Source organism: Enterobacter sp. PL1 (genome assembly GCF_945957325.1).
GTDB classification, from domain to species: Bacteria; Pseudomonadota; Gammaproteobacteria; order Enterobacterales; family Enterobacteriaceae; genus Enterobacter; species Enterobacter roggenkampii.
This window is the reverse complement of record NZ_CAMFKT010000014.1, coordinates 44,791-68,486: the sequence shown is the minus strand read 5'-3', so window position 1 is coordinate 68,486 and position 23,696 is coordinate 44,791. Positions and strand designations below refer to the sequence as shown.

At 55.9% G+C, this 23,696-nt stretch carries 28 protein-coding genes; 10 read left to right on the top strand and 18 right to left on the bottom strand.

Annotated elements, in window-relative coordinates:
* Nucleotides 1–64: 64 nt before the first annotated feature.
* The 3 genes from N6P30_RS14265 to N6P30_RS14255 form a co-directional block, all read right to left on the bottom strand.
* Nucleotides 65–814, bottom strand: a complete 750-nt coding sequence (locus N6P30_RS14265; RefSeq protein ID WP_175098595.1) for a terminase endonuclease subunit — start codon at nt 812–814, stop codon at nt 65–67.
* Between the two features lie 4 nt (nt 815–818).
* Nucleotides 819–1,886 carry a phage major capsid protein, P2 family gene (locus N6P30_RS14260; RefSeq protein ID WP_181626710.1) on the bottom strand — a complete coding sequence of 356 codons (1,068 nt, stop codon included), beginning with the start codon at nt 1,884–1,886 and terminating at the stop codon, nt 819–821.
* A gap of 75 nt (nt 1,887–1,961) precedes the next feature.
* On the bottom strand, nt 1,962–2,816 hold the full coding sequence (locus N6P30_RS14255; protein WP_260629953.1) for a GPO family capsid scaffolding protein: 855 nt from the start codon (nt 2,814–2,816) through the stop codon (nt 1,962–1,964).
* Nucleotides 2,817–2,981: 165 nt separating this feature from the next.
* Here N6P30_RS14255 and N6P30_RS14250 point away from each other — a divergent pair, with 165 nt between their 5' ends.
* From N6P30_RS14250 to N6P30_RS14235, 4 genes are read left to right on the top strand one after another with little or no spacing between them, the layout of a single operon-like run.
* Complete coding sequence (locus N6P30_RS14250) at nt 2,982–4,751, top strand: terminase ATPase subunit family protein (RefSeq protein ID WP_137490898.1); 1,770 nt, start codon at nt 2,982–2,984, stop codon at nt 4,749–4,751.
* Nucleotides 4,751–5,497: a terminase large subunit domain-containing protein gene (locus tag N6P30_RS14245; RefSeq protein ID WP_175098592.1), complete on the top strand. Its 747-nt coding sequence runs from the start codon at nt 4,751–4,753 to the stop codon at nt 5,495–5,497. Before N6P30_RS14250 ends, N6P30_RS14245 begins: the two co-directional genes overlap by 1 nt.
* Nucleotides 5,494–6,516, top strand: a complete 1,023-nt coding sequence (locus N6P30_RS14240) for a phage portal protein (protein WP_223613363.1) — start codon at nt 5,494–5,496, stop codon at nt 6,514–6,516. Before N6P30_RS14245 ends, N6P30_RS14240 begins: the two co-directional genes overlap by 4 nt.
* A 19-nt stretch (nt 6,517–6,535) precedes the next feature.
* On the top strand, nt 6,536–6,736 hold the full coding sequence (locus N6P30_RS14235; RefSeq protein WP_260629952.1) for a hypothetical protein: 201 nt from the start codon (nt 6,536–6,538) through the stop codon (nt 6,734–6,736).
* 463 nt (nt 6,737–7,199) lie between these two features.
* Here N6P30_RS14235 and N6P30_RS14230 read toward each other — a convergent pair whose 3' ends face one another.
* The 8 genes from N6P30_RS14230 to N6P30_RS14195 form a co-directional block, all read right to left on the bottom strand.
* Entirely contained in the window at nt 7,200–9,488 is a 2,289-nt protein-coding gene (locus N6P30_RS14230) for a replication endonuclease (protein ID WP_260629951.1), read from the bottom strand.
* Nucleotides 9,478–9,753 (bottom strand): DUF5405 family protein, encoded by a 276-nt coding sequence (locus N6P30_RS14225; protein WP_044068261.1) that lies wholly within the window; start codon nt 9,751–9,753, stop codon nt 9,478–9,480. The genes N6P30_RS14230 and N6P30_RS14225 overlap by 11 nt, the downstream gene beginning before the upstream one ends.
* Entirely contained in the window at nt 9,750–9,974 is a 225-nt protein-coding gene (locus N6P30_RS14220; protein WP_071687358.1) for a TraR/DksA C4-type zinc finger protein, read from the bottom strand. Before N6P30_RS14220 ends, N6P30_RS14225 begins: the two co-directional genes overlap by 4 nt.
* 4 nt (nt 9,975–9,978) lie before the next feature.
* Nucleotides 9,979–10,275, bottom strand: coding sequence for a DUF5405 family protein (locus tag N6P30_RS14215; RefSeq protein ID WP_040229177.1), 297 nt, complete (start codon nt 10,273–10,275; stop codon nt 9,979–9,981).
* Nucleotides 10,266–10,499 (bottom strand): DUF2732 family protein, encoded by a 234-nt coding sequence (locus N6P30_RS14210; RefSeq protein WP_041037442.1) that lies wholly within the window; start codon nt 10,497–10,499, stop codon nt 10,266–10,268. The genes N6P30_RS14215 and N6P30_RS14210 overlap by 10 nt, the downstream gene beginning before the upstream one ends.
* A gap of 63 nt (nt 10,500–10,562) precedes the next feature.
* On the bottom strand, nt 10,563–11,063 hold the full coding sequence (locus tag N6P30_RS14205; protein WP_260629950.1) for a replication protein B: 501 nt from the start codon (nt 11,061–11,063) through the stop codon (nt 10,563–10,565).
* Nucleotides 11,054–11,236: a hypothetical protein gene (locus tag N6P30_RS14200; RefSeq protein WP_072020264.1), complete on the bottom strand. Its 183-nt coding sequence runs from the start codon at nt 11,234–11,236 to the stop codon at nt 11,054–11,056. The genes N6P30_RS14205 and N6P30_RS14200 overlap by 10 nt, the downstream gene beginning before the upstream one ends.
* A complete protein-coding gene (locus N6P30_RS14195; RefSeq protein ID WP_001583792.1) occupies nt 11,233–11,505 on the bottom strand; it encodes a Cox family DNA-binding protein in 273 nt (90 codons plus the stop codon). The genes N6P30_RS14200 and N6P30_RS14195 overlap by 4 nt, the downstream gene beginning before the upstream one ends.
* Before the next feature lie 136 nt (nt 11,506–11,641).
* Between N6P30_RS14195 and N6P30_RS14190 the strand changes: the two genes are divergently transcribed.
* A complete protein-coding gene (locus N6P30_RS14190) occupies nt 11,642–11,935 on the top strand; it encodes a helix-turn-helix domain-containing protein (protein ID WP_001099751.1) in 294 nt (97 codons plus the stop codon).
* Between the two features lie 69 nt (nt 11,936–12,004).
* Nucleotides 12,005–12,985, top strand: coding sequence for a tyrosine-type recombinase/integrase (locus tag N6P30_RS14185; RefSeq protein WP_000985251.1), 981 nt, complete (start codon nt 12,005–12,007; stop codon nt 12,983–12,985).
* Between the two features lie 182 nt (nt 12,986–13,167).
* On the opposite strand, the gene cpxP is transcribed toward N6P30_RS14185, so the two are convergent.
* Nucleotides 13,168–13,674: a cell-envelope stress modulator CpxP gene (cpxP, locus tag N6P30_RS14180; RefSeq protein WP_023293604.1), complete on the bottom strand. Its 507-nt coding sequence runs from the start codon at nt 13,672–13,674 to the stop codon at nt 13,168–13,170.
* 150 nt (nt 13,675–13,824) lie between these two features.
* Here cpxP and cpxR point away from each other — a divergent pair, with 150 nt between their 5' ends.
* Complete coding sequence (cpxR, locus tag N6P30_RS14175; RefSeq protein ID WP_006179159.1) at nt 13,825–14,523, top strand: envelope stress response regulator transcription factor CpxR; 699 nt, start codon at nt 13,825–13,827, stop codon at nt 14,521–14,523.
* Nucleotides 14,520–15,893 (top strand): envelope stress sensor histidine kinase CpxA, encoded by a 1,374-nt coding sequence (gene cpxA, locus N6P30_RS14170; protein ID WP_003862003.1) that lies wholly within the window; start codon nt 14,520–14,522, stop codon nt 15,891–15,893. Before cpxR ends, cpxA begins: the two co-directional genes overlap by 4 nt.
* Before the next feature lie 53 nt (nt 15,894–15,946).
* Here cpxA and yiiM read toward each other — a convergent pair whose 3' ends face one another.
* The 6 genes from yiiM to N6P30_RS14140 all read right to left on the bottom strand — a co-directional run bounded on the left by yiiM (nt 15,947) and on the right by N6P30_RS14140 (nt 22,574).
* Entirely contained in the window at nt 15,947–16,621 is a 675-nt protein-coding gene (gene yiiM, locus N6P30_RS14165; RefSeq protein ID WP_008501820.1) for a 6-hydroxyaminopurine reductase, read from the bottom strand.
* Nucleotides 16,622–16,692: 71 nt separating this feature from the next.
* Nucleotides 16,693–17,313 carry a superoxide dismutase [Mn] gene (sodA, locus tag N6P30_RS14160; protein WP_003861999.1) on the bottom strand — a complete coding sequence of 207 codons (621 nt, stop codon included), beginning with the start codon at nt 17,311–17,313 and terminating at the stop codon, nt 16,693–16,695.
* A gap of 162 nt (nt 17,314–17,475) precedes the next feature.
* The gene (locus N6P30_RS14155) at nt 17,476–18,741 is read right to left on the bottom strand and encodes an MFS transporter (protein ID WP_023293605.1); all 1,266 of its coding nucleotides are present in this window, start codon (nt 18,739–18,741) and stop codon (nt 17,476–17,478) included.
* A 44-nt stretch (nt 18,742–18,785) separates the two neighbouring features.
* Nucleotides 18,786–20,909 carry an alpha-galactosidase gene (locus N6P30_RS14150; protein WP_023293606.1) on the bottom strand — a complete coding sequence of 708 codons (2,124 nt, stop codon included), beginning with the start codon at nt 20,907–20,909 and terminating at the stop codon, nt 18,786–18,788.
* A gap of 103 nt (nt 20,910–21,012) precedes the next feature.
* Nucleotides 21,013–22,008 (bottom strand): LacI family DNA-binding transcriptional regulator, encoded by a 996-nt coding sequence (locus N6P30_RS14145; RefSeq protein WP_023293607.1) that lies wholly within the window; start codon nt 22,006–22,008, stop codon nt 21,013–21,015.
* A gap of 17 nt (nt 22,009–22,025) precedes the next feature.
* Nucleotides 22,026–22,574: a helix-turn-helix domain-containing protein gene (locus N6P30_RS14140; protein ID WP_021242797.1), complete on the bottom strand. Its 549-nt coding sequence runs from the start codon at nt 22,572–22,574 to the stop codon at nt 22,026–22,028.
* Nucleotides 22,575–22,676: 102 nt separating this feature from the next.
* On the opposite strand from N6P30_RS14140, the gene N6P30_RS14135 reads away from it, so the two are divergent.
* Entirely contained in the window at nt 22,677–23,336 is a 660-nt protein-coding gene (locus N6P30_RS14135) for an AzlC family ABC transporter permease (RefSeq protein ID WP_023293608.1), read from the top strand.
* Complete coding sequence (locus N6P30_RS14130; protein WP_021242796.1) at nt 23,336–23,659, top strand: AzlD domain-containing protein; 324 nt, start codon at nt 23,336–23,338, stop codon at nt 23,657–23,659. Before N6P30_RS14135 ends, N6P30_RS14130 begins: the two co-directional genes overlap by 1 nt.
* The last annotated feature ends 37 nt before the right edge of the window (nt 23,660–23,696 follow it).

Sequence of the window (23,696 nt, the reverse complement as noted above, 5' to 3'; positions counted from 1 at the left end):
CCGGTCGCCGTCAGGGTCAAAACCCGCTTTGACCGGCGTGCCGCCCGGCTCGGGGAGCGTTCAGTTAACCGGCGGTTTTTACCGCCTTTTGTGGACGCCCGCGCTTTGCCGCCGGTTTGGTGGCAGGTTTGCGCGTGCGCGGTTTAGTCGTTTTACGGGGTGCTGCCTCTGGCTTTGGCTTCAATGCGCGCTCCAGTCGCTCAATCTCTTTGCGCACACCGGCATTGCGGTCGAGCTGCATCGCGCGCTGAAACTGCGCCAGCGCGTCGGCGTTCTGACCGGCATCACGCAGGGTCAGGCCAGTCACCTTATGCAGACGGGCGCGCACCATATCGGGAACGTCAGCGCCGTCGGTCAGGCTGAGGGTGGTCAGCAGTAATGCGAGGTCGACAGGCTCACCGGCATCGCGCAGGCGCAGTGCGGCAAGTGCCACCTCCTCAACCAGCATGTAAGGCGTGGTGCGACGATGGTCTGAGGTGAGGCCGTATTTCAGCGCGTAGGGTGCAACTTCCAGCGCGCCAGCGATATCACCGGCATCGAGACGCCATAGCATGACGGTCATGACAATGTCATCCTGCGCACCACGGCCATCAGCCAGCACACCCGCGACCCACGGCGCATAGAACGGCAGCAGCTCGCGCTTTTTCGCGGCTTTGAGTTCGTTTGAACGGATGTTTTTTAACGTGCGGCGGTCTTCGGCCAGCTTTACCAGCATCTGCTCGTAGGCGGTTGCATGGCGCAGCGGGGCTTGTTCCCGCTGCGCGGCTTGAGAGGCCGAGACCCGCATCATGTGACGCTGTGCGGGGCTCGTCATGGGCTTACACTCCGCCTTCCGGTACTTCTGGTGCGGTGAAATCGCCCAGGGTGATGTTTTCCAGCAGACACCCGGCGGCATACGCCTCGACCACATAGTCGATGTTCATCGACTCGTAGTTTTCCACGCGGTCTTTTTTCGGGTTCTCATCAATGCTGCGGCGGTGGCTCTCATCCATGAAGTAGATAGAGAGGTTTTCCAGCGTGGTGACGAATACCGCATTCGCCGGGAAGTACGGCACGCGCACGGCGGGCAGGTTACCGATGCGCTTCTGGCTGATGATGATATCCGCCGCGAGCGACTCGGTGTTTTCCTGCTGCTTGTTGACCAGCGGGAAATATTTGTCGGCCAGCAGCTTACGGCCAACGATGGCAACGAGTTTCGGGTCATCCTGATAAATCTCATCAATCAGGTTATTGGTACCGTCCATCACCAGCGCGTCGAGGTTTTCATAGTCGCCATTTTTACCAACACGAATGACAGCAGAAACGACGTTGCCGTCAGCATCGGTGATTTTGCTCATCACGCGCGCCGGGGCTTCGTTGCGGTACTTCTGCAGCCAGCCGACGGCCACATCCTGCAGCATCGGATTTTTACTGCGGTCTGAGGTATCAGCGCGAGTGGTACCGTTGAACCCGGCCATGATGAAATCCAGTGCCTGACGCTGGACAATGGCGTCACGGATGCGGCGCTGGAAGTCCTGAAAACGCGCCCACAGGTCGAGGCGTTTATAGGTCAGGTGGAAGTCAAAGTTAATCTGATTGCACTCGTACTTGTTGGACTCAAGCGCGGTGAAATCTGCGGTCTGGCGTTCTTTGTCGCCCGAGGTGTCGGTCGTGCTGGCGATGGTGCCGGTCACACCGACGCCGATTTTCTCACCCTTCATTTCTGCGACCGGCAGAATGTTAATCGTCTGCAAAAATGCGGATGACGCCTGCACGGTGTTCATCAGCGTTTGCGTGACGGACGGCTCGACGGTGAATTTTTTGCTGACGTCATCAACGCTGATGCCGTTCAGTTTGGCGAGCTGGGTCAGATAGGCATTGAACTTGAAACGGGTTTCCTGACGCATAGTATTTCCTGTTTGAATTAATCGGTTAGTCACAGCATCGGGCGGGGTTGCCGCCCGGTTTCGGTCTGCGGTTTATCAGCAGTCGGTCAGCAGCTCATCGCCGCCACCGCCGCTGGCTTTCGCGCGTCGCGGCTGGCTGAAACTTTCGGTTTTGTCGAGGGTGGTTTTCAGGGCGGAAAATGCCTGGCTGGTTTCGTCAACCTTGCCGGTCACTTCCTGTTTGAAAGTGGCAAACGCGGTTTCCATATCGAAAATGCGCTTATCCTGCGCGGTCAGATTGGTCTGCACATGTTCGCTGACGGTGGTCACCGCTTCATGCACATCATTCAGACGCGCATCGTCGCTGACCTGCTTACGGCTGAAAATGGCTTTCACCTTATCGGCCAGGCTGTTGAGCACCGTGTCGGGAACGTCTTCAAATTCCAGCTCGGCCAGCGTGGCAGCGGAAAAGACGTTTTCAGGGTTGGCCTTAAAGCGCTGCAAAGGGTTGTGCTTCGCGTTGCGGCAGAATTCGAGGTATTCAGTGCCGAGGCTCGCCGGGTCATCTGTGACGGCCAGACCAACGAGGTAGCATTTGCCGGTATTGGCAAAATTCGGCTGAATTTCCATTGAGGTGTAGACCTTCTGCGCGGCTTTATTCATCGCAATAAGGTCATCGGTCGGGGTGATTTTAGCGAACAACGCCCATTTGCCGTTAAGCGCAGAATCGTCGTCAATCTTCTCGGCTTTCAGTTCGACCACATCGCCATAACGCTTGAATACGCCATCGGGCAGCAGGCCGCGCAGGTGTTCAAGGTTGATACGGCAACCGTAGACGCGCGGGTCGTAGGTTTCGGCCATTTCCTGAATATCGCTGGCGCTGATAATGCGCCCGTCGCAGGTATCACCCTCGACGCCGATGCGAAAGAACTTTGAGACTTTTTTTGCCATTGTCAGGAGTCCTGAGGTTGGGGTTACTGGTCACCGCCAGTTTCCAGACTCAGGACACGCCAGACCACCAATGACGACTGGACAACCGCCCACACAACAGCACATTAGCGAATCACTGACGGCCATTAAGTAGCCTTGCCCTGAATCCACTACGGCGAGGCATCAATGACCATTTCCACCGATACAACCTTGTTGCATGACCCGCGACGGCAGGCATCGCTGCTTTACTGGCAGGGTTTTTCCGTGCCACAGATTGCCGAAATGCTGCAGGTCAAGCGCCCGACCGTGCAGAGCTGGAAGCAGCGCGACGGCTGGGACGGCATCGCACCGATTTCCCGCGTCGAAAGCAGTCTTGAGGCGCGCCTGATTCAGCTCATCGCCAAGCCGCAAAAGTCAGGCGGCGACTTCAAAGAAATTGACCTGCTCGGGCGGCAGATTGAGCGACTGGCGCGCGTTAACCGCTACAGCCAGACCGGCAACGAGGTTGACCTTAACCCCAATGTCGCCAACCGCAACAAAGGCGAGCGTAAAAAGCCGAAAAAGAACTTTTTCAGCGACGAGGCTATCGAGAAACTGGAGGAACTATTTTTCGACCAGTCTTTCGAGTACCAGTTGCAGTGGTACCGCGCAGGGCTGGCGCACCGTATTCGCGACATTCTCAAATCCCGCCAGATTGGCGCAACGTTCTATTTCTCCCGCGAGGCGCTGCTGCGCGCGCTCAAGACCGGACATAACCAGATTTTTTTGTCGGCCAGTAAAACGCAGGCTTACGTGTTCCGCGAGTACATCATCCAGTTTGCGCGGCTGGTCGACGTCGACCTGACCGGCGACCCGATTGTCATCGGCAACAACGGCGCAAAGCTGATTTTTCTCGGTACCAATTCCAACACCGCGCAGAGCCATAACGGCGACCTGTATGTCGATGAAATATTCTGGATCCCGAATTTTCAGAAGCTGCGCAAAGTCGCGTCGGGCATGGCCTCGCAGAAGCACCTGCGCTCAACCTACTTTTCGACACCTTCCACGCTGGCGCACGGCGCTTACCCCTTCTGGTCTGGCGAACTGTTCAACAAGGGGCGCAGCCGTATTGCCGACCGCATCGAAATCGACATCAGTCACAGCGCGCTCGCCGGTGGCCAGCTCTGCGACGATGGCCAGTGGCGGCAGATTGTCACCATTGAGGATGCCCTTGCCGGTGGTTGCACCCTGTTCGACCTCGACCAGCTCAAACGCGAAAACAGTGATGAGGACTTTAAAAACCTGTTTATGTGCGAGTTTGTCGACGATAAAGCGTCGGTATTCCCGTTCGAGGAGCTGCAGCGCTGCATGGTCGACGTGATGGAAGAATGGGAGGACTTTGCCCCGTTCGCCGACCATCCGTTCAGCTCGCGCCCGGTCTGGATTGGCTACGACCCGTCACACACCGGCGACAGCGCCGGGTGCGTCGTACTCGCGCCGCCGGTGGTCTCGGGTGGCAAGTTCCGCATGCTGGAGCGCCACCAGTGGAAAGGCATGGACTTTGCCGCGCAGGCAGAGGGCATCCGCAAACTGACCGAGAAATACAACGTCGAATACATAGGCATTGACGCAACCGGCCTCGGTCTCGGCGTGTTCCAGTTGGTGCGCTCATTCTACCCGGCGGCACGCGGCATCCGTTACACGCCTGAGATGAAAACCGCAATGGTGCTCAAGGCAAAAGACACCATTCGCCGCGGCTGTCTGGAGTACGACGCCGGGGCAACCGACGTCACGCAGTCGTTTATGTCCATCCGCAAAACCATGACCAGCAGCGGGCGCAGCGCCACCTACGAGGCCAGCCGCACCGAGGAAGCCAGTCACGCCGATATCGCATGGGCGACCATGCACGCCCTGTTAAACGAACCGCTTTCCGCCGGTAGCGGCATGCAGCCTAAATCTATTCTGGAGTTTAATTAATGAAAAATAACGTTTTCTCACAAAGCCAGATTCAGGCAATGGCCGATATTCTGCACAATGACAGCTTTGACTATCAGGCAACATGGTTGCGTGTCGGGAAACTCAATATCGACCGCAGCATCACCAAATCGCGCCAGATTGGCGCAACGCAGCTCTTTAGTCGCGAGGCGCTGCTCGATGCGCTGACAACGGGCGATAATCAGGTCTGGTTTGCTCACACCATTGAGCATGCGCGCGTGGCGCTGATGTACATGAACAACCTTTCGGCGCGCGTCGGCGTCCGCCTGACGAGTAACGGCCACATCCTGCAGCTCGACGGCGGGGCGGTCATTAGATTTGTCGGCGAGGAATCCCATTGCGCCGCGCTGGCGGGTAACGTCTACCTTGATGAGTTCGGATGGTTCAATAACCCGCTAAGAGCGGCAAAAGTCGCGGCGGCTATCGCCTGCCATAAACGCCACAGCCTGACGATGTTCACCTCTCCCTCTTATAATCATGACGCTTTCCGGGTATGGAATGGCACGCTCCGCAATCACCGACCGTCACCGCGGATCAATACCGGCGACAGCGTATTTTGCACTGATGGTGTCTGGCGTCAGTCGGTCACTCTGGATGCAGCATGTCAGCGCGGGTGCAATCTCTTTGCGCCTGAGGAAATTAAACGCGAATACAGCGACGATGATTATCGTCTGCTGTTTGGCTGCGACTGGTCTTTCGCTGTTGCAGCGGGTGAGGTGGCAGCATGAGCAAGCGCAAACCACGCAAAACAGTCGCCACGACCGCCAGCGCCCCGCAAAAAATGGAGGCGTTCACCTTCGGCGAGCCGGTGCCGGTACTCGATAAGCGTGACATTCTGGATTACGTCGAGTGCATCAGTAACGGTAAATGGTACGAGCCGCCGGTCAGCTTCTCCGGGCTGGCAAAGAGCCTGCGCTCTGCTGTACATCACAGCTCCCCGATTTACGTTAAACGCAACGTGCTCGCTAGCACCTACATTCCGCACCCGCTGCTGTCCCGTCAGGATTTCAGCCGCTTTGCGCTCGACTATCTGGTATTCGGCAACGCCTTTCTTGAGCAGCGCCACAGCGTCACCGGCCAGTTAATCAAGCTGCTGGCCTCACCGGCCAAATACACCCGGCGCGGGGTCGACGATTCTATATTCTGGTTTGTGGAAAACTTCACTCTACCGCACGAGTTCGCGCCTGATACCGTGTTTCACCTGCTGGAGCCCGATATTAATCAGGAGATTTACGGCCTGCCCGAATATCTCAGCGCGCTTAATTCCGCCTGGCTGAATGAAGCCGCGACGCTGTTCCGCCGCAAGTATTACCAGAACGGCGCGCACGCGGGTTACATCATGTATGTGACTGACCCGGCGCAGAGTGCGACCGACGTCGAATCGTTGCGCGAGGCGATGCGCAACTCGAAAGGGCTCGGCAACTTTAAGAACCTGTTTTTCTACGCTCCCGGTGGAAAACCGGACGGCATCAAAATCGTGCCGTTGAGCGAAGTCGCCACAAAGGATGACTTTTTCAACATAAAGAAAGCCAGCGCCGCCGACCTGATGGACGCACACCGCGTACCGTTCCAGCTCATGGGCGGTAAGCCTGAGAATATCGGCTCACTCGGTGACGTTGAGAAGGTGGCAAGGGTATTCGTGCGTAACGAGCTGTCGCCCCTGCAGGACAGGTTCAGGGAGGTAAACGACTGGCTCGGCATGGAGGTCATCAGGTTCAAAGAGTACACCCTCGGCAACCCGGAATAATCCCCCTCAAGCCGCCATCATGGCGGCTTTTTACTGCCCTGCCACCATCACGCCTCAGACGCGCCACGCGCGCACCACCACACCCGACCACCAACGAACCGACAGCGACCACGACCGCGCCATCACGACGCGCTCAGACGATAATTTTTATTATTACGCACCACCGCTGGCGCGCAATGCTTTCCCCGCCACGCCTGCCCGCTTTACGGGTCGGTTTTAATGCAGTTGCATGACCACTCTGGATCCGCGCCAGCTCTGGCGGCACACGGCCAAGACGGGCAAGCCTGACGCATGCAAAACAATGCACCTGTTGCATGCACGGCTAAAAAACGGGAAATTCGCGGAGAATTGGCATAAAAAAACCGGCTTTAATAGTGCCGGTTGTGGGGCGTCTCTGCGGGGCAGGCTAACGCCTCGCGGGGCTCGTTGTTCAACCCCGCCAGCACTGAAAGCGAGTTTCAGCGCCGGCGGCGTTTGCTTGGGTCAGATAGGTCACCTCCCGTCAAAGCGACCATACCCCTTCACCATGCACTTATTGTTTATAAAAACAGCCGTGGTTTTCAGCTCTGTTGCTATCCGTTCTTCACAGTCTTTGCGGTCTTGTTCACCCGCCCAACCAAGAAGCAGAAAGAAAAGCCACAGCCCAGCAATCCACCCAACAATCACACAGATTTTTCTCACAATTACCCCCATTCAGATATACCAGTAAACCCCGGCCACTCATCAGCGACCGGATATGTGAATCTCTGCCCGTCGTATGTCACGGTCGCACCACGCGCCAGCGCCTCAAGCTCCCAGCGCTTCGGGGTGATGCCATGCTGCGCAAGGTCAAAGCGGATATGCGGTATTTGCGCGCGTTCGGATTTAGTCAGCCTGCCTGATGGGGCAACGTCATGCGGTTTTAATGGCTCTCCGCTGCTTTGCTGGCGATTTTGCTGCGGCGCGTCGTGTTTTAGTGCGCCCTTGAGCGCCGTCACGACTTCGGGGTCATCCCATGCGATAACCCCGTCATCAACAAGATTTAACACCGCAGCGGCATGCTCAGACGGTGTAGGGGTCATAACCGGAACGTCACCGCCGGTGAGCTTTCCACAGTTATTGACAGGACTCCGAGGCGCGGCGATGCCGCTTTTTAAGGTCAAAGGCTCAACGGCCAAAACCTTTGGAACGATGCGCCATTCTGATGACCGGGTAATGTGAACGTGACGCGCGCCGAGGTGAGGCGCGTAAATACCGACCACCCTCTCGATATCTTCCTCGTAGTCGTTAACCTCGTCACTGACGCTACGGGCGACCCTGACGGTCTGGCCGTAGCGCGGGACATTTGCGCCGCCCTGAGCGGTGATATACAGGTCGAAATCACCGCCATCAGCCGCGGCGCGTGTTGCTTCGACACGCTCGTCAAACTCATCAGCAATACTTACCCCGCGAGGCAGCTTGCGCAGCTCACGGTAAGCCCCCATCGTCGGCAGGCCAATCGGCTTAAACTGAGGTATTCGCCACGTTGACGCCCATGCAGTAACAGCTGCGGCGGTATCTTTGAGCGGCTTGCCGGTATCTTTATCGAGCTCGCCATCAAGTGCGTAACCGTCGATATTTTTGGCGATGTATTTCGCGATGTACCCGGCCGCACCGCCTTTGTTCAGGTGTTTAGCCTGAAAGCGGTTGCGAGCTGCACCGCGCTCGTCGCCATCCTCTTTGAGAGCATAACGACTCATAATTTCGGTGATTTCTTTGCGCTGCTGGCGCTTGCAAAACAACATCATGTGCCAGTGCGGCGTCCCGTCGTGGTGCGGTTCGACAACACGCATACCGTAGACCTGCAAATCATTATCTTTGAAAGCGGTACGCATCAGGCTCCAGATACGGCAAAGGTAACGCTGTGCATCCTTCGGGGTGTAAGCCTCACCATTCCAGCCATGATTGAGCTGTACAGTCTTATCTTTACCCTTTCCGACCTGACGTGTCGGGTGATACTTCGACGGTGCAGTCAGCGTGATAAACATACCGACATCACCCTCAGCAGCGGCATAACGCTCAATCCCCGCGATGGTGTTCATCAGCTCCATGCGGCGAATTTCAGGATTGGAAATACTTCCCATCACTTTGCTGATAAGGTCGATACGTTCGCCGGTAACTTTGTTTTCCAGCTCGCAGGATTTCAGGTATTCAAGATTTGCCAGACGGCGTGCATGTACATCACGGACGGCATTTTTACTGGCATACGGCGAGCGGTCTTTATTCACCTCGCCTGCAGCAATCAGCAGCGCTTCATGCCAGCGCATGCGCTGCGCCTTGAGCTGGTTAGTCCACCATTCATCGTTAATCAGGCGAGCTACGGCGGAAAATGCCTGTCGGATTGTCATCTGGCCTTTGCGGTATTTCTTCCAGAAAAGCGGGGCAACATTAAAAGCCCGAGCTGCGCCAGCAACATGACCGTACAGGTGAGCCTGAGCCTCATCAGTAAAAAGCGACTCTTTGCCACCGTGCGCCTCAGCCCATGCGTCGCTTAACTCCTCGTACATGATGAAAAGCTGCGAGGCGATACGAGACGCAAATTTTTTCAGCTCTTTATCGTTCATCCCCGGCAGGCGCGCGTAATTCTCACTTTCAGCAAGAAACAGCAGCGACGCCTCCCTATTCATTTCGTTACGCTGATTAACCCGCTCAATGCGCGGCCACAACCGGCGCAGAAATGTCGACTTGAGGAAATACAGCCCATGCACAGGGCTTTTGTTACGCCTGATATATTCATAACGCGAGGCAAACAGAGAACTTAAAAAGTAAGGCAGGCGGTCAATTTTGGATAAAACGCCTTGCACCTGACGCAGCTCGTCACGTGTAAGGGGTCTCTCGCGCCCAATAGCCTCACGCGGCGCGTTCCATGAGTAAACACCGGCAAACTCTTTGCCGGTGCCTTTTGCAAATGGTGGCGGTGTAGGGGCAGAACGCCCCCGAATATCAACGGCCATTTGTGTCAAAAGCCCGTAAACACTGCTGACCGAGCAGTTCAACCTGAGTGCTCAACGCTTCAAAAGAGACAGCGCTGCCGCTCAAAATATCGTGATGAATCAGACCGGAAACGAGCTGGTTTAATTTGGGGTAATAGCCGACAACATCCAGCCACTCTTTACCGGCATTCTTCCCTGTTTCGGCGGTCTTTTTCTCCTGCAAAATGAACTGAAAACGGTCACTTGTGACGACATAGCGCTCGCCAATCTCGATACGAATGCTCATGCCTGCCCCCGAAAGTGTTTAACTTTTGACTCAAGCGCTGACTGACAGTAGACACAGCGTGTCGCCGACGGATATGCCGCACGGCGGTCGGCAGGGATTGGTGCGTCACATTCTTCGCAAACCAACGCAGCAGCGCCGCACGGCTTCACCCGAGCGGCGTTAATCTGGCGAGTCAGTGATTCCGTCTGTCGCTCCTGAATGTGATCCATATAATCCGGCATTGATTTAGCTCCTCTCTTTGTTCAGCTTTTTAAACTCACCGGCGCAGTAACCGGTCAGCTCAATGGTTAATTTCGATAATTCATCGACGGTGGTGATTTGCTTATGAAAAACGGCGCGTTTCACAAGCAAATTGACCACATCCGTCAGGAGGTTTAACTCACTCGAATAAATAGCGATGGTTGATTCCGTCATTGCTCCGGTTTCTTTATCGCGCTTAATGTCAGCAAGCGATAATTCACCGTTTTTCATAACCGCAATCTTTAGCCAGTTATTAAGTAATACGGAGTGCATCAGAGACATGAAAGAGACTCCCCGCGAGAAAGGCCGATATTATGAAACTTGATGGATTCCTGACTGAGTAACTCGACAATCTCCACGCGCGACAACTCAGCGCCAGCTATATGACGGATTAAACCGTCGAGATGAGAGGAAAAGCGCACCGCCGCATCGGCCTGCGCTTCGGCTCGCGCCTGTTGCAGTATTAATGAGAAGTTACCGCGCTGCTTTCCTGTTACTGTATGCATGACTTTCTCCAGACAAAAAGAAGCCCCGCACAATTAAGTGCGTAAAAAACTACGGTTGTTTATTTAATGCAGATATTGCTCAGGCTTTACCGAGGTTAATATTGTTGGTGCATATTCAAATAAATTAAAAAGCTCCCGCAACGCACGAAATAAGGCATCACGCCAATAACAGGAATCTTCATTAATACGACAGTAAGGCTGATTAAATTCTTTTTCAGTTAATCCAGCATGCATAAACAAAGTGCGGCGTTGGCTGACCGTCAAAAAACTAATATACGCATACTCGCTCGCGCCAACCTGTCGACGTCTGGAAAATGCAGCACGCAGCTCATCAATAGCGCAAACTAATCGCTCGCGGTCTACATCGTTCATTTCTTCAAAACGCATCGTCGCGTGACGTTGCTTTAACTGAGCATGAAAACAAACGGTCAGGCGCTCACGTTCCATCATCTGATTGTAAAAATCGCAACTATCCTGCCAGCGAGGCGCGGCCAGATATTTACCAATCAGACCGCGCAGAGCTGCAGGCTGTTTCTCCACGATACCAAGCGTCATTACAGGCATTTCCAGAACCTCCGGGATTTCAGAAAAGCAAAAACGGCGCTAATAGCGCTCGGTTTTTTGGTGCGGATGATGATGCCCTTGCGCCCTCTGCCGTGGGTGATAGTGAAATCCATCGCCCTCGGGCTCTCGTTACGCAATAACTGAGCAATGCAGCGAGGCTCATTCATAATCATAGCCCCATCCAAAGCAGCCACGCGTCACGCTGTTCTACCGGTCGGTTGTAGAACGCCTCACGAACTGCGCGATTAAATTCCGGGATGAAAACCCACTTTTCACCGGCGCGAGCATTCGGTTTGCATGGATCCCGAAGCTCAATTACCGGTAGCTTGTTAGCTTTCACCATTTCTGCAACAGCCGTTTTGGGCTTGCCTAATAACTCAGCAAACTTTTCTACATGAACCGCGTCGAGCGGGTACTGCAACAAATAATCGTTTGGTTCCATTTGTGATACCCTCACTAGATCCAACCCTTTAGAAACCGTTCAAGCTCGTTTCTGCTCGGTTGGTTTCCACTCTGAAAAGGTTCTTACCTTTAGACCTTTTCAGGCAAATATAGTCTCAAAGTAGGAACCATGTCAAATGAACGTAGCCGAGAAAATTAAGGCAATACGTAAAGCAGAGGGTTTAACTCAAGTAAAGTTTTGTGAAATCAGCGGACTAGCGCTCAGTACATTAAAAAATTACGAGGGAGGACATGCAGAGCCCGGCTTGGGGGTGGTGATGAAAATCACAAACACTCCTCAGTTTCAGAAATACACACTTTGGCTAATGACAGATAAAACAGCCCCGCAAGCTGGTCAGATAGCACCGGCTTTCGCACACATTGGGCAAGAATCAACGGAATCAGACCACTCCGAGAAGCAGACTGGTTAACACTTTACAAACATTACATTTTCACTATTTGTTACCAAGATAGTGAGCACAGCGCCGGAGGGCTTTCTTATGGCAATTAAGAAGCTCGATGATGGTCGCTATGAAGTGGACATTAGACCTCGCGGTCGCGATGGAAAACGCATCCGCAGGAAGTTTGAAAGAAAGGCTGAGGCGGTAGCATTTGAGCGATACACCATCGCCAATGCCAGCCAGAAAGAATGGGCAGGCCAGCGAGCAGACCGTCGAACTTTAGCGGAATTGCTTGACGTCTGGTGGAAGTATCACGGTCAAAACCACGAACACGGCACAAAAGAGTTTAATCACCTGCTCAAGACTATCAGCGGCATAGGTGATATGCCGGTGAGCCGGGTGAGCAAAAGAGCTCTGATGGATTATCGCTCTACGCGCCTGCGTGATGGCATCAGCGCCGCGACGATAAATCGTGACATGTACCGCTTATCGGGCATGTTCACCAAGCTAATCCAGTTGGATGAGTTTTCCGGGCAACATCCTATTCACGGACTGCCGCCACTGGCGGAAGCCAACCCGGAAATGACGTTTCTGGAGAAATCAGAAATCGAGAAGCTGTTAAGCGTTTTGGTTGGTGATGACTTGCTGGTCGCGCTTTTGTGCCTGAGCACAGGCGGAAGATGGACGGAAGTTGCCACACTGAAACCAGCACAGATAACAAGCTGCAGGGTTACCTTTTTGAAAACCAAAAACGGCAAAAAGCGAACTGTACCGATTTCTGCGGAACTGGAGAAAAAAGTTAAAGAGGAGGCTAGCGCTAAATTGTTCAAGGTCGATTATGAGAAGTTTTGCGGGATTTTACGCAGAGTGAAACCTGACATACCACCCAATCAGGCAACTCACATCCTGCGACACACATTCGCAAGTCATTTCATGATGAACGGGGGCAACATAATTGCGCTGCAGCAGATTCTAGGGCATGCGAGCATTCAGCAGACGATGGCCTACGCTCACCTTGCGCCTGACTACCTGCAGAACGCCGTCGCACTGAATCCTCTTAACGGTGGAGTGACGTTATAAATTACCTCTCTGAGTGTCCACATAGTGTCCACACTCAGAGAATTTTAAAACCGCTCCACACCGTTACAGCTTTTTCTAAGTGGCTGTATTTGCTTAGATTGAGAGGTAAGTGATTGATAAAAAAAACCCCCACATCATGTGGGGGAAGACAGGGATGGTGTCTATGGCAAGGAAAACAGGGTTTACTGGTTACTACGGGTACTGCTATTGCTACTGAAAAACGAGGTTTCTGAGCTTCGCTGCATCCGTGCAACCTCACGCAGCTGATCCATACGCTGCTGATGTTTGGTGTTCAAAACCGCTTGCTGCTCCGGCGTTAGCAGGTGGAACATCTGGTTGCGGACCTTCGCCATCTCTACCTGGCGAGCAACCTGTTCCTGTGCCATTTTTTCGGCCTGAGCGCGCACAGCGCTTTCGTCAAAATTTTCTGCGGTGACAAGGCGATGCATTGTCTCCATTTCGCTAACATTAACAGGGGGCTGGTCGTGTCTCGCCCTCTGCATCAGATCTCGCATCTGTTGACGCTGATGTTCGGTTAAACTTATGCCGTCAAACATATGGCTTTGGCTACTGTGCTGCGTTGCGCCCTCTTGTAAGGGACCGTTATCGCTGATGATAGCTACAGCAGCCTGGCTAAACGCACTGAACGCCAGCGTTGAGGCCATGACGGCAGCGGTAACTTTGCGCATCACTTGCTCCCAAAATCTTTCGTGTCGCGATTCAACGAGAGACAGTCTACGATTCAGGCTGCAAACATGCGTCAGGGGGTGTAAAACAACGTAAAGTCATGGATTAGACAGCCTTGATGTCGTAATTTCTGCCTCGGAGGTATTTAAACAATGAATAAAATCCTGTTAGTTGATGATGACCGAGAGCTCACATCCCTTTTAAAGGAGTTGCTCGACATGGAAGGTTTCAACGTCCTGGTTGCCCATGATGGCGAGCAGGCGCTGAGTCTCCTTGACGACAGCATCGATTTACTTTTGCTCGACGTGATGATGCCGAAGAAAAACGGCATTGATACGCTGAAAGAGCTTCGCCAGACACACCAGACCCCCGTTATCATGCTGACCGCCCGCGGCAGCGAGCTTGACCGCGTTCTCGGCCTTGAGCTGGGTGCGGATGACTATTTACCGAAGCCGTTCAACGACCGTGAACTGGTCGCCCGTATTCGCGCGATCCTGCGTCGTTCCCACTGGAGCGAGCAGCAGCAGAATACAGACAACAGTTCACCGACCCTTGAAGTCGACTCCCTGAGCCTGAATCCGGGCCGCCAGGAAGCGAGCTTTGATGGCCAGACGCTCGAACTCACCGGCACCGAGTTCACCCTGCTGTATCTGCTGGCACAGCACCTCGGCCAGGTGGTTTCGCGTGAACATTTAAGTCAGGAAGTGCTGGGCAAACGTCTGACCCCGTTTGACCGCGCCATCGACATGCACATCTCTAACCTGCGCCGTAAGCTGCCGGAGCGTAAAGACGGTCACCCATGGTTTAAAACCCTGCGTGGTCGCGGTTATCTGATGGTTTCCGCTTCATGATAGGAAGCTTAACCGCCCGCATCTTCGCCATCTTCTGGTTGACGCTGGCACTGGTTTTAATGCTCGTACTGATGTTGCCAAAACTCGACTCACGCCAGATGACGGAGCTGCTCGACAGCGAGCAACGTCAGGGCGTGATGATCGAGCAGCACGTGGAAGCCGAGCTGGCAAACGATCCGCCAAACGATTTGATGTGGTGGCGCAGACTGTTTCGCGCTATCGACAAGTGGGCGCCGCCCGGACAACGCCTGCTGCTGGTGACCAGCGAAGGCCGCGTGATTGGCGCCGATCGCAATGAAATGCAGATCATCCGCAACTTCATTGGCCAGGCAGATAATGCCGATCACCCCCAGAAGAAAAAATATGGCCGCGTAGAGATGGTGGGGCCGTTCTCCGTCAGAGATGGCGAGGATAACTATCAGCTCTACCTGATTCGCCCCGCGAGCAGCTCCCAGTCCGATTTTATCAACCTGCTGTTTGACCGCCCTCTCCTGCTGCTGATTGTCACGATGCTGGTCAGCTCGCCGCTGCTGTTATGGCTGGCGTGGAGCCTGGCAAAACCCGCACGTAAGCTGAAAAACGCCGCCGACGAAGTGGCGCAGGGCAACCTGAGGCAGCACCCGGAACTGGAGTCCGGACCGCAGGAGTTCCTGGCCGCCGGGACCAGTTTTAACCAGATGGTGAGCGCGCTCGATCGCATGATGACGGCCCAGCAGCGCCTGCTGTCGGATATCTCGCACGAGCTGCGTACCCCGCTCACGCGCTTACAGCTGGGTACCGCCCTGCTGCGTCGCCGCAGCGGTGAGAGCAAAGAGCTGGAGCGCATCGAAACCGAAGCGCATCGTCTGGACAGCATGATCAACGATCTGCTGGTCATGTCGCGCAATCAGCAGAAAAACGCGCTGGTGAGCGAAACGGTGAAAGCCAATCATCTGTGGCATGAAGTGCTGGATAACGCGGCGTTCGAAGCGGAGCAGATGGGCAAATCCTTCACCGTTAACTTCCCGCCGGGTCCATGGCCGCTGTACGGTAACCCCAACGCGCTGGAAAGCGCGCTGGAAAATATCGTGCGTAACGCCCTGCGCTACTCGCACACGAAGATTGAGGTGGCGTTCTCGGTGGATAAAGACGGGATCACCGTCATCGTCGACGACGACGGTCCTGGCGTCAGCCCGGAAGACCGCGAGCAGATCTTCCGTCCGTTCTACCGCACCGACGAGGCGCGCGACCGGGAATCGGGCGGTACGGGGCTGGGCCTGGCGATTGTGGAAACCGCCATGCAGCAGCACCGCGGCTGGGTGAAAGCCGACGACAGCCCGCTGGGTGGGCTGCGGTTAACGCTGTGGCTACCGTTGTATAAGCGTTCGTAGCTGTTAGTGCCGGGTGGCGGCTTCGCCTTACCCGGCCTACTTTTTACGGAGGTCTATTTACCCCACAACCTCCGCGAATTATCCTCGATCTTGCTGCTTAAACGCCGTTTCTGCATCGTTCTTGTCCAGCTGGTCGACAGCCCCGCCGCCGACAGCAGGCGATGATACTGCTCGTCATCAAACGGCATATGCCACGCAATGGCGCAGGCGTCGTAAACAGACACCTCACTCAGGCGTGATACCAGCTCAAGCGGCGCATCCGCTGAAACCTGCCCAGCCAGCACCACCCGGTACAGCCAGCCGGTTTTACCCGCGCTTTGCATCTGAGCCGACATGTCATGAATGCCGAAATGGTAGTTGAGCTTGAAGCACGGCGAGCGCGGCTGCGTCACCTGAATCAGGGCATCGCCCCAGCGGTAGATATCACCAATAAACACGTTCTTTTCGGTGAGCCCTTCAGTGGAGAGATTTTCACCAAACGCGGGAGCAACGAAGAGATCCGCCTGCTCGGGGAACTCCGCCTTCCAGTGCTGATAGTGCTCGCGCGGATAGTGGCACAGCGCGCGCTCCGGCCCGCCGTGGATCTTCTTTTCGGCCTGCTCGTCACCCGCAAGCCCGAGGTCGGTTAACGTCAGCTCACCGTCGACCTGAATTTTGGCGATGGCGCTCGGGCGGCTGCCGTCGTACTCCCTTACCTTGCCTGTAAATACATTCACCGGATAATGCATCGCTGCCTCCATTACGCAGATACAAAAAAAGCGAGCCATCAGACTCGCTTCTCACAGGCGTCAATGCAACCTTATTTTTTAGCGGCGAAACGCGCTGCTGCTTCGTCCCAGTTCACCACGTCCCAGAACGCTTTAATGTAGTCCGGGCGACGGTTCTGGAATTTCAGGTAGTAAGCGTGTTCCCACACGTCCAGACCCAGGATTGGGAAGCCGGATGCGCCAGAGATCGCTTCACCCATCAGCGGGGAGTCCTGGTTCGCGGTAGAAACCACGGCCAGTTTGTCACCTTTCAGTACCAGCCACGCCCAGCCAGAGCCGAAGCGGGTTGCAGCGGCTTTCTCGAATTCCGCTTTGAAGTTGTCAACGGAACCGAAGTCGCGCTCGATAGCCGCTTTCAGGTCGCCCTGCAGGGTAGTACCGGTTTTCAGGCCTTTCCAGAACAGGCTGTGGTTAGCGTGACCGCCCGCGTTGTTGCGCAGCACGGTTTTCTTGTCCGCTGGCAGCTGGTCCAGCTTGGTGATCAGCTCTTCAACAGGCAGGTTAGCGAACTCAGGCAGGCTTTCCAGCGCGGCGTTCGCGTTGTTCACGTAGGTCTGGTGGTGTTTAGTGTGATGGATTTCCATCGTCTGCTTGTCGAAATGCGGTTCCAGTGCGTCGTAGGCATACGGCAGGGATGGCAGTGTATAACTCATAATCCTCTCCATTATTGTCGGGCGGCACAGCTGTTAATGCCGCGTAAGCAGTTGGTTCATTATAGTTAATTAAATGATATTGAAAATGATTATCAATGCCGTAGTTTTTATAAGGTTATTCATTTTTTGACCAACGCCGGAATAGTGAGTGGGTTCAGGGCGTTAATGGACTTCTAGCGCCTTATTGCCTGCCGCATTCTCCTCCCTGCTGCTGAGCGTAAACGCCGACACCACCGTAATCGCCAGCACGAAACAGCCCAGCATCAGGTACGTCTCCTGGAAACCGATCCGGTCATACATATTCCCGGCAAACGCGGAGAGGAAGATTGCCGCCGACTGTTTCGCGAACTGGAAGCCAATCAGATAGATAGTCGCCGAAAGACGCGTATCAAACACCCCGGTGATGTACTTGAAGGCCCCCACCAGCAGGAACGGCACCTCCAGCGCGTGCAGCATCTTCAGGGCAATCACTTCTACGGCGGTGGTGGCAAACGACGAGCCGATAATGCGCGTCGCCATAATCACCCCGGCGATGAGCAGCGTGTTTTTCGCGCCGATGCGGTTAATGATCCACGGTGAACAAAACATGATGATCGCATTGCAGATTTCCCCGGCAGTGGTCGCAAAACCAAAGGCGCGAGTGCCCTCCTGCGGCGTGGCGAAGAACGTTTTGAAGAAGGTAGCAAACTGCTGGTCGAAGACGTCATAGACGCAGGCCACGCCAATCACGTACAGAATAAACATCCACATTCTGCGCTGGCGGAACAGGCTAAAAACCGTTTTCGCCGTGATCTGCGGCTGGTTGGCACCCAGCGCATTCATTACCTGCGCCGTCTGGTTGGGTCTAGGCTTTGCGACCACCAGCAGCAGCATCAACAGCAGCGCCGCCGCCGAACCCATCCAGAAAACATACGACGGATCGATGCCGAACAGGATCCCGCCCGTGGAGGCGCACAGCCCCCAGCCGAGGCAGCCAAACATGCGCGCCTTGCCGTACTCAAAGAAACTGTTACGGCTCACGCGTTCAATGTAGGCCTCAATGGCCCCTGAGCCCGCCGAAAAGACAAAGCCGATATAAATGCCGCCGCTCAGCGCGCCCAGCCAGATGTTAGCTTTCAGTAACGGCGCAAAGACGTAGAGGAAGAAAGGGGCAAACAGGAACAGCAGCACGGAGATGATCCACAGCAGGTGTTTTTTCAGCCCCAGTTTATCCGAGATCACCCCAAGCACCGGCTGGAAGGCAATGGCCGAGAGTGAGATGCAGGAGAAGACGATGCCGGTATGGGTTTTATTGAGGCCGATGATATCCGACAGCCAGATCGGCAGGAACGGAAAGCAGGTGGCCATGATGAAAAAGTAGAGAAAGAAGAACAGCCCGAAAATCCAGAAATTAGGGTTGTCTTTGTGGGTACAGGTTGTTGTGTTCATTATTTTTATCCTCAACGGAGGGCCAGTTTCCCGGCCCGTCACCTTTACACGCGTTCCACGCCAATCAGGATGGCGCTTTCCGGATCGAGAATCGGCAGCGCAATGCCCGCCTGCATCAGCCACTCACCGCTCGCCGTTTGCGGCGTTTCCATCCATGCCGGCAGCTTGCGCATGGTATGGCCTCCCTCACCGGTGATGCGAATCTCAGGGTGATCGAGCAGCGAAATACGATACTGCGCGCTGGCCTCAAGCCCCGGCATGCGCAGCGGCATCATCAACGTGTAGTCCGGCATGGCGAGCTGGCTCACGATAAACAGTCCCTGCGTTTTATCTTCGCTCACAATACCCTGTGCCAGCGTAGTGGCATCCGGCATATCCACGCGCCAGTGGGTGCCCTGATGGATAACCTCGCGCCACTGCTTATACAGCGCGGCGTAACGGCGATAACCTTCGCGCTCCTGCTCATCAACGGTGAGGGGATCCAGTTCCAGCCCCATATGGCCAAACAGCGCCGTCAGACCGCGAAATTCAATGCTGTGCTGGCGGAAGGTGGCGTGACATTTATGATGACCGATATGCGCCCCCATTACCTCCGGCGGGAAGAAATAGCTCATGCCGCGCTGGATAGCGTTGCGCTCCAGCGCATCGTTGTTGTCCGAGGCCCAGAAGCGGTGGCAGCGCGTCAGCACCTCATAATCAATTCGCCCCCCGCCGGAGGAGCAGGATTCAAATTCGACGTGCGGGAAACGCTTGCCCAGCACGTCCAGCAGGCGATAAAACTGGCGGGTTTGCGCGTCGGCGGCGGCCTTTCCGTCGTGCCCCGGCTGTACCAGCTCACGGTTCATGTCCCACTTCACGTAGTCGACCTCATGTTCACCCAGAAGCCAGCTCATGCGCTCCACCAGGTAATCAAACGCCTGCGGAATGTTCAGGTTAAGCACCAGCTGGTGCCGCCCGGTATGTTGCCTGTAGCCGGGCAACGCCAGCACCCAGTCGGGATGCGCACGATAAAGATCGGAATCCGGGTTAATCATCTCCGGCTCAACCCAGATGCCAAACGCCATGCCGAGCTGTTTCACATGGCTGATGACCGGCGTGAGGCCGTTCGGGTACTTCTTCTCGTCCAGATACCAGTCACCCAGCGCGGCGTAGTCGTCGTTGCGACCTTTGAACCAGCCGTCGTCGATGATAAAGCGCTCCACGCCCAGCGCGGCCGCCTCGTCGGCCATGCGCATGATGTAGTCCGGGTCGTGGTTAAAGTAGATGCCTTCCCAGGTATTGAGGTGGACCGGGCGCGGTTTGTTTTCGGGGAAGCGGATAACGTTGTCGCGAAGGTAATGGTGAAACTGCTGGCTCATGCCGTTCAGGCCCTGCGCGGAGTAGCTTGCATACAGGCGCGGCGTCCAGAGCGTGTCGCCCTCCTCAATCGCCATTTCGCCCGGCAGGTAGAGGGCTTCAGCCTGCAGATAGCGGCGGCCGTCGGTTTTGGCTTCCGCACGCAGGCGGTGGTTGCCGCTCCAGCCCAGATGCACGCCCCAGACGTCGCCGTGCATTTCGCTGAACGACGGCGTACCCGAAATCAGCGCCGGGAAGTGTTCATGGGAGGTTTTACCCCGGCGGTTTTCAATCACAAAGCTGTCGTGTTCAAGCGTCACGCGGTGCGGCTGAAATTCCCGGATCCAGCGTCCGTGGAAGGCCATCACCTCCCGCGCGCGTTCGGCCACGGGTAGCGTTATGGCAAAACGGTCCACCTGCCACGCCTGCGCTTTCAGGTTGGTTAAGCCGTGACGCACCGCCAGCACACCGCTGGCGTCCAGCGCCAGCTCGCTGGTCAGCCGCAGGCCCGCATGTTCATCTTCTGCCGTAATCGTCAGGGTTTGCCCCTGCTGCTGGACGTCTGTGGTGCCAAAGACAGGCGAACCGTCCAGGCCCAGACGATGCCCTTCAATACCGGGTGACCCAAACAGGCCGTGCCCCAGCTCGGCCATCAGCGTGACCGGAGAATCCACATCCAGCCTGCCGTTGGCAACTGGCCGGGAAAGGGTTTCAGCATTCTGCGGCGAAAAGTACTGAAGATGCGGCCCCCAGTAGATAATTTCGGCGAACGGGTGCGTTTTTATCACCACATCCACCGTCGCGCTTTCGAGTCGTAAAATGGAATCTTGCATCAGACATCTCCTGTCATGGGATGCCTTGAGTTTTGATCCGAAACGTTTCGGATACAAACCAAAACGTTTCGGATTTGTGATCGGGTTTAGAAAATGGAGAGATTCAGGCCGTCTGGCCGGGAGAGAATTCGGGCTGCCAGAGCACCTGGAGCTGCTCAATCGCCTCGCCGTTGATCAGCTGGCGAACCATATCGGCAATCTGTTTCCCGACGCCCTGACGGGTGGACTGGATCACTGCCGCCACGTCAGCGTCGACGATGCTGTCCTGCGGAAGCCCGTCATAAACCACCAGCGCAACGGCGTTCTCGCCGGTCAGGCGGCCCAGCTCCGCCAGCGCCATCGCCGCGCCGTCGCCGTGGGTGTTGCAGTCGGTAATGATGGCCGTGGGCGGCTGCGATAGCGAGAGAAGCTCTTTCGTGGTGGCATACCCCACCCGGCGTGAAGGGGGCATGGCGCGCAGCCATTCGCTGGAAAGCCCGGCTTCCCGCAACGCGTCCAGATAGCCCTGACGGCGCTGGGTGATGAATGCCTGATTGTTGCTTTCGCCCAGCAGGGCAATGCGCTGATGGCCTTTTCCGATCAGCCAGCGGGTCGCATTGTACGTACCGGCATAGTTGTCGAAGTCGAACCACGCGTACGGCTGCGGTAGCTGGCTGCGCCCGAGCGCCAGGAAAGGAAAACCGGCGGCCTGCAGTTGCTCAAGACGGGGATCGCGATCCAGCGTGTGGGCCACGATCAGCGCATCCACGCGGCGGCTTTGCACCATGCGCATATAGCTGTGTTTATCGGCCAGATCGTCATCGGCAATCAGCAACAAATCGATTTCATGTCTCGCCAGTTCGTGGCTAATTTCGCCGACCATGTCCATAAATACGCTGTTATTGAGCGGAACAGGATGGACCGGGAACACCAGCCCAACGGCGTCGATTTTGCCCATCTTCAGACGACGGGCGAAGGTGTTCGGTCGGTAACCACGGCGCTGGGCCTCTGCTTCCACGCGTGCGCGCGTCTCGGCGGAGACGTCGTCATATCCGTTGAGGGCGCGGCTGACGGTGGTGACCGACAGCCCCAGTTCTTTGGCAATGGCTTTAAGCGACATGAGTTTCCGTATCTCTGTTAGTTTTGTTCCGCCACCAGCAGCGCGTAAGTGTCTGGCTCCAGGGCCTTGAAGATGTGCGGCTGGTCGGCGGGATAACAAATGTAATCCCCTGCGCCGAGCTCTTCCGCCGCGTCGAGCAGGCCGACCAGCGCCCGCCCCTGCGTCACAATAATATGTTCCACCGAGCCCGGCGGATGCGGCTGAGAAAGACGGTCTGCACCCGGTTGGGTCATCAGAAGATAGACATCGCGGCGCGCGCCGGGAGGGCATGCCGCCAGCAAAATGGCTTCATAATTAGCCTCTCCGGCGACCACTTTCGTCCCTTCACCACGGCGTATCACCTGCGTGGTCGGTAGCTGCGGCTCAAGCAAGCGGGCGAAAGGAATATCCAGCGCCACGCAGAGCGACCACAGCGTTTCCAGGCTAGGGTTACCGTTGCCGGACTCCAGCTGGGAAAGCGTGGATTTTGCGATCCCGGCACGGCGGGCAATTTCCGCCAGTGAAAGCCCGGTTCGCAGGCGTTCTCGCACCAGACTTTTGGCGATCAGGCTGATCGGCTGCGTCATATAACGGCCTCTTGTTCTATAAAACGAACGAATCGTTCGCCTTGAAAATCAGTTTCGTTGCGTTCATTATAATGGATACACGTTCGATATGGCTAAAATTGTATGAAGCATCATCTCTCTTGTCTGAAAGGCGACACCATAAAAGCAATCATTCTGGTCTGCCTGGCGGTGGGCGTGGTCGGGATGTCCTACGGCTCGCTGGCGATGGCCTACGGTTTCCCGGTCTGGGTGCCGTTTGTGCTCTCCATTACCGTGCTGGCGGGCGCGTCTGAGTTCATGTTTATCGGCATCGTGGCGAGCGGCGGCAATCCGCTGGCGGCCGCGGCGGCAGGTTTGCTGGTCAACGCGCGCCACGTGCCGTTTGGCGTGACGGTGCGAGAGCTGGTGGGCAAGCGCGGTCTGAGCCTGCTGGGCTGCCACATCATGAACGATGAAAGCGTGGTGTTTGGCCTGTCGCAAAAAACCGCCGAGCAGCGTAAAGCCGCCTACTGGCTGTGCGGCTTAGGCGTCGCCCTCGTCTGGCCGCTTGGCGCACTGCTGGGGGCTATGGTCGGCAAACTGTTGCCCGACCCGGAAACCATCGGGCTGGATGCGGTATTTCCGGCCATTCTGCTGGCATTAGTGGTTCCCGCTTTTAAAAACCGTACCACGCTGATCCGCGCCTGCAGCGGCGCCGTGTTATCGCTGGCCGCCGTGCCGTTTGCCCCGGTGGGATTACCGGTACTGCTCTCTTTACTCGGTCTTGCCGCGAGGAAAAAATAATGGAAAACATGACGGTCTTTATTCTCGGCATCGCCATTCTTTCTGCCGGAACCTATTTAATGCGCCTTGGCGGCGCCAAACTCGGCAACCGGCTGGCGTTGTCGGAGCGTTCTCAGGCGCTGCTGTCAGATGCGGCAACGGTATTGCTGTTCTCCGTCGCGCTGGCGACCACCTTTTATGAGGGAGACCACTTCGCGGGCATGGCGCGCGTGCTGGGCGTGGCGTTTGCGGTGTTTTTGGCCTGGCGGAAAATGCCGTTAATCGTGGTCATTGTGGCCGCGGCAGTGGTGACGGCATTGCTGCGCGTGGCGGGCATAAACTAAAAAAGCGCCCCGGGGGCGCTCTTTCGACGGTGTGACT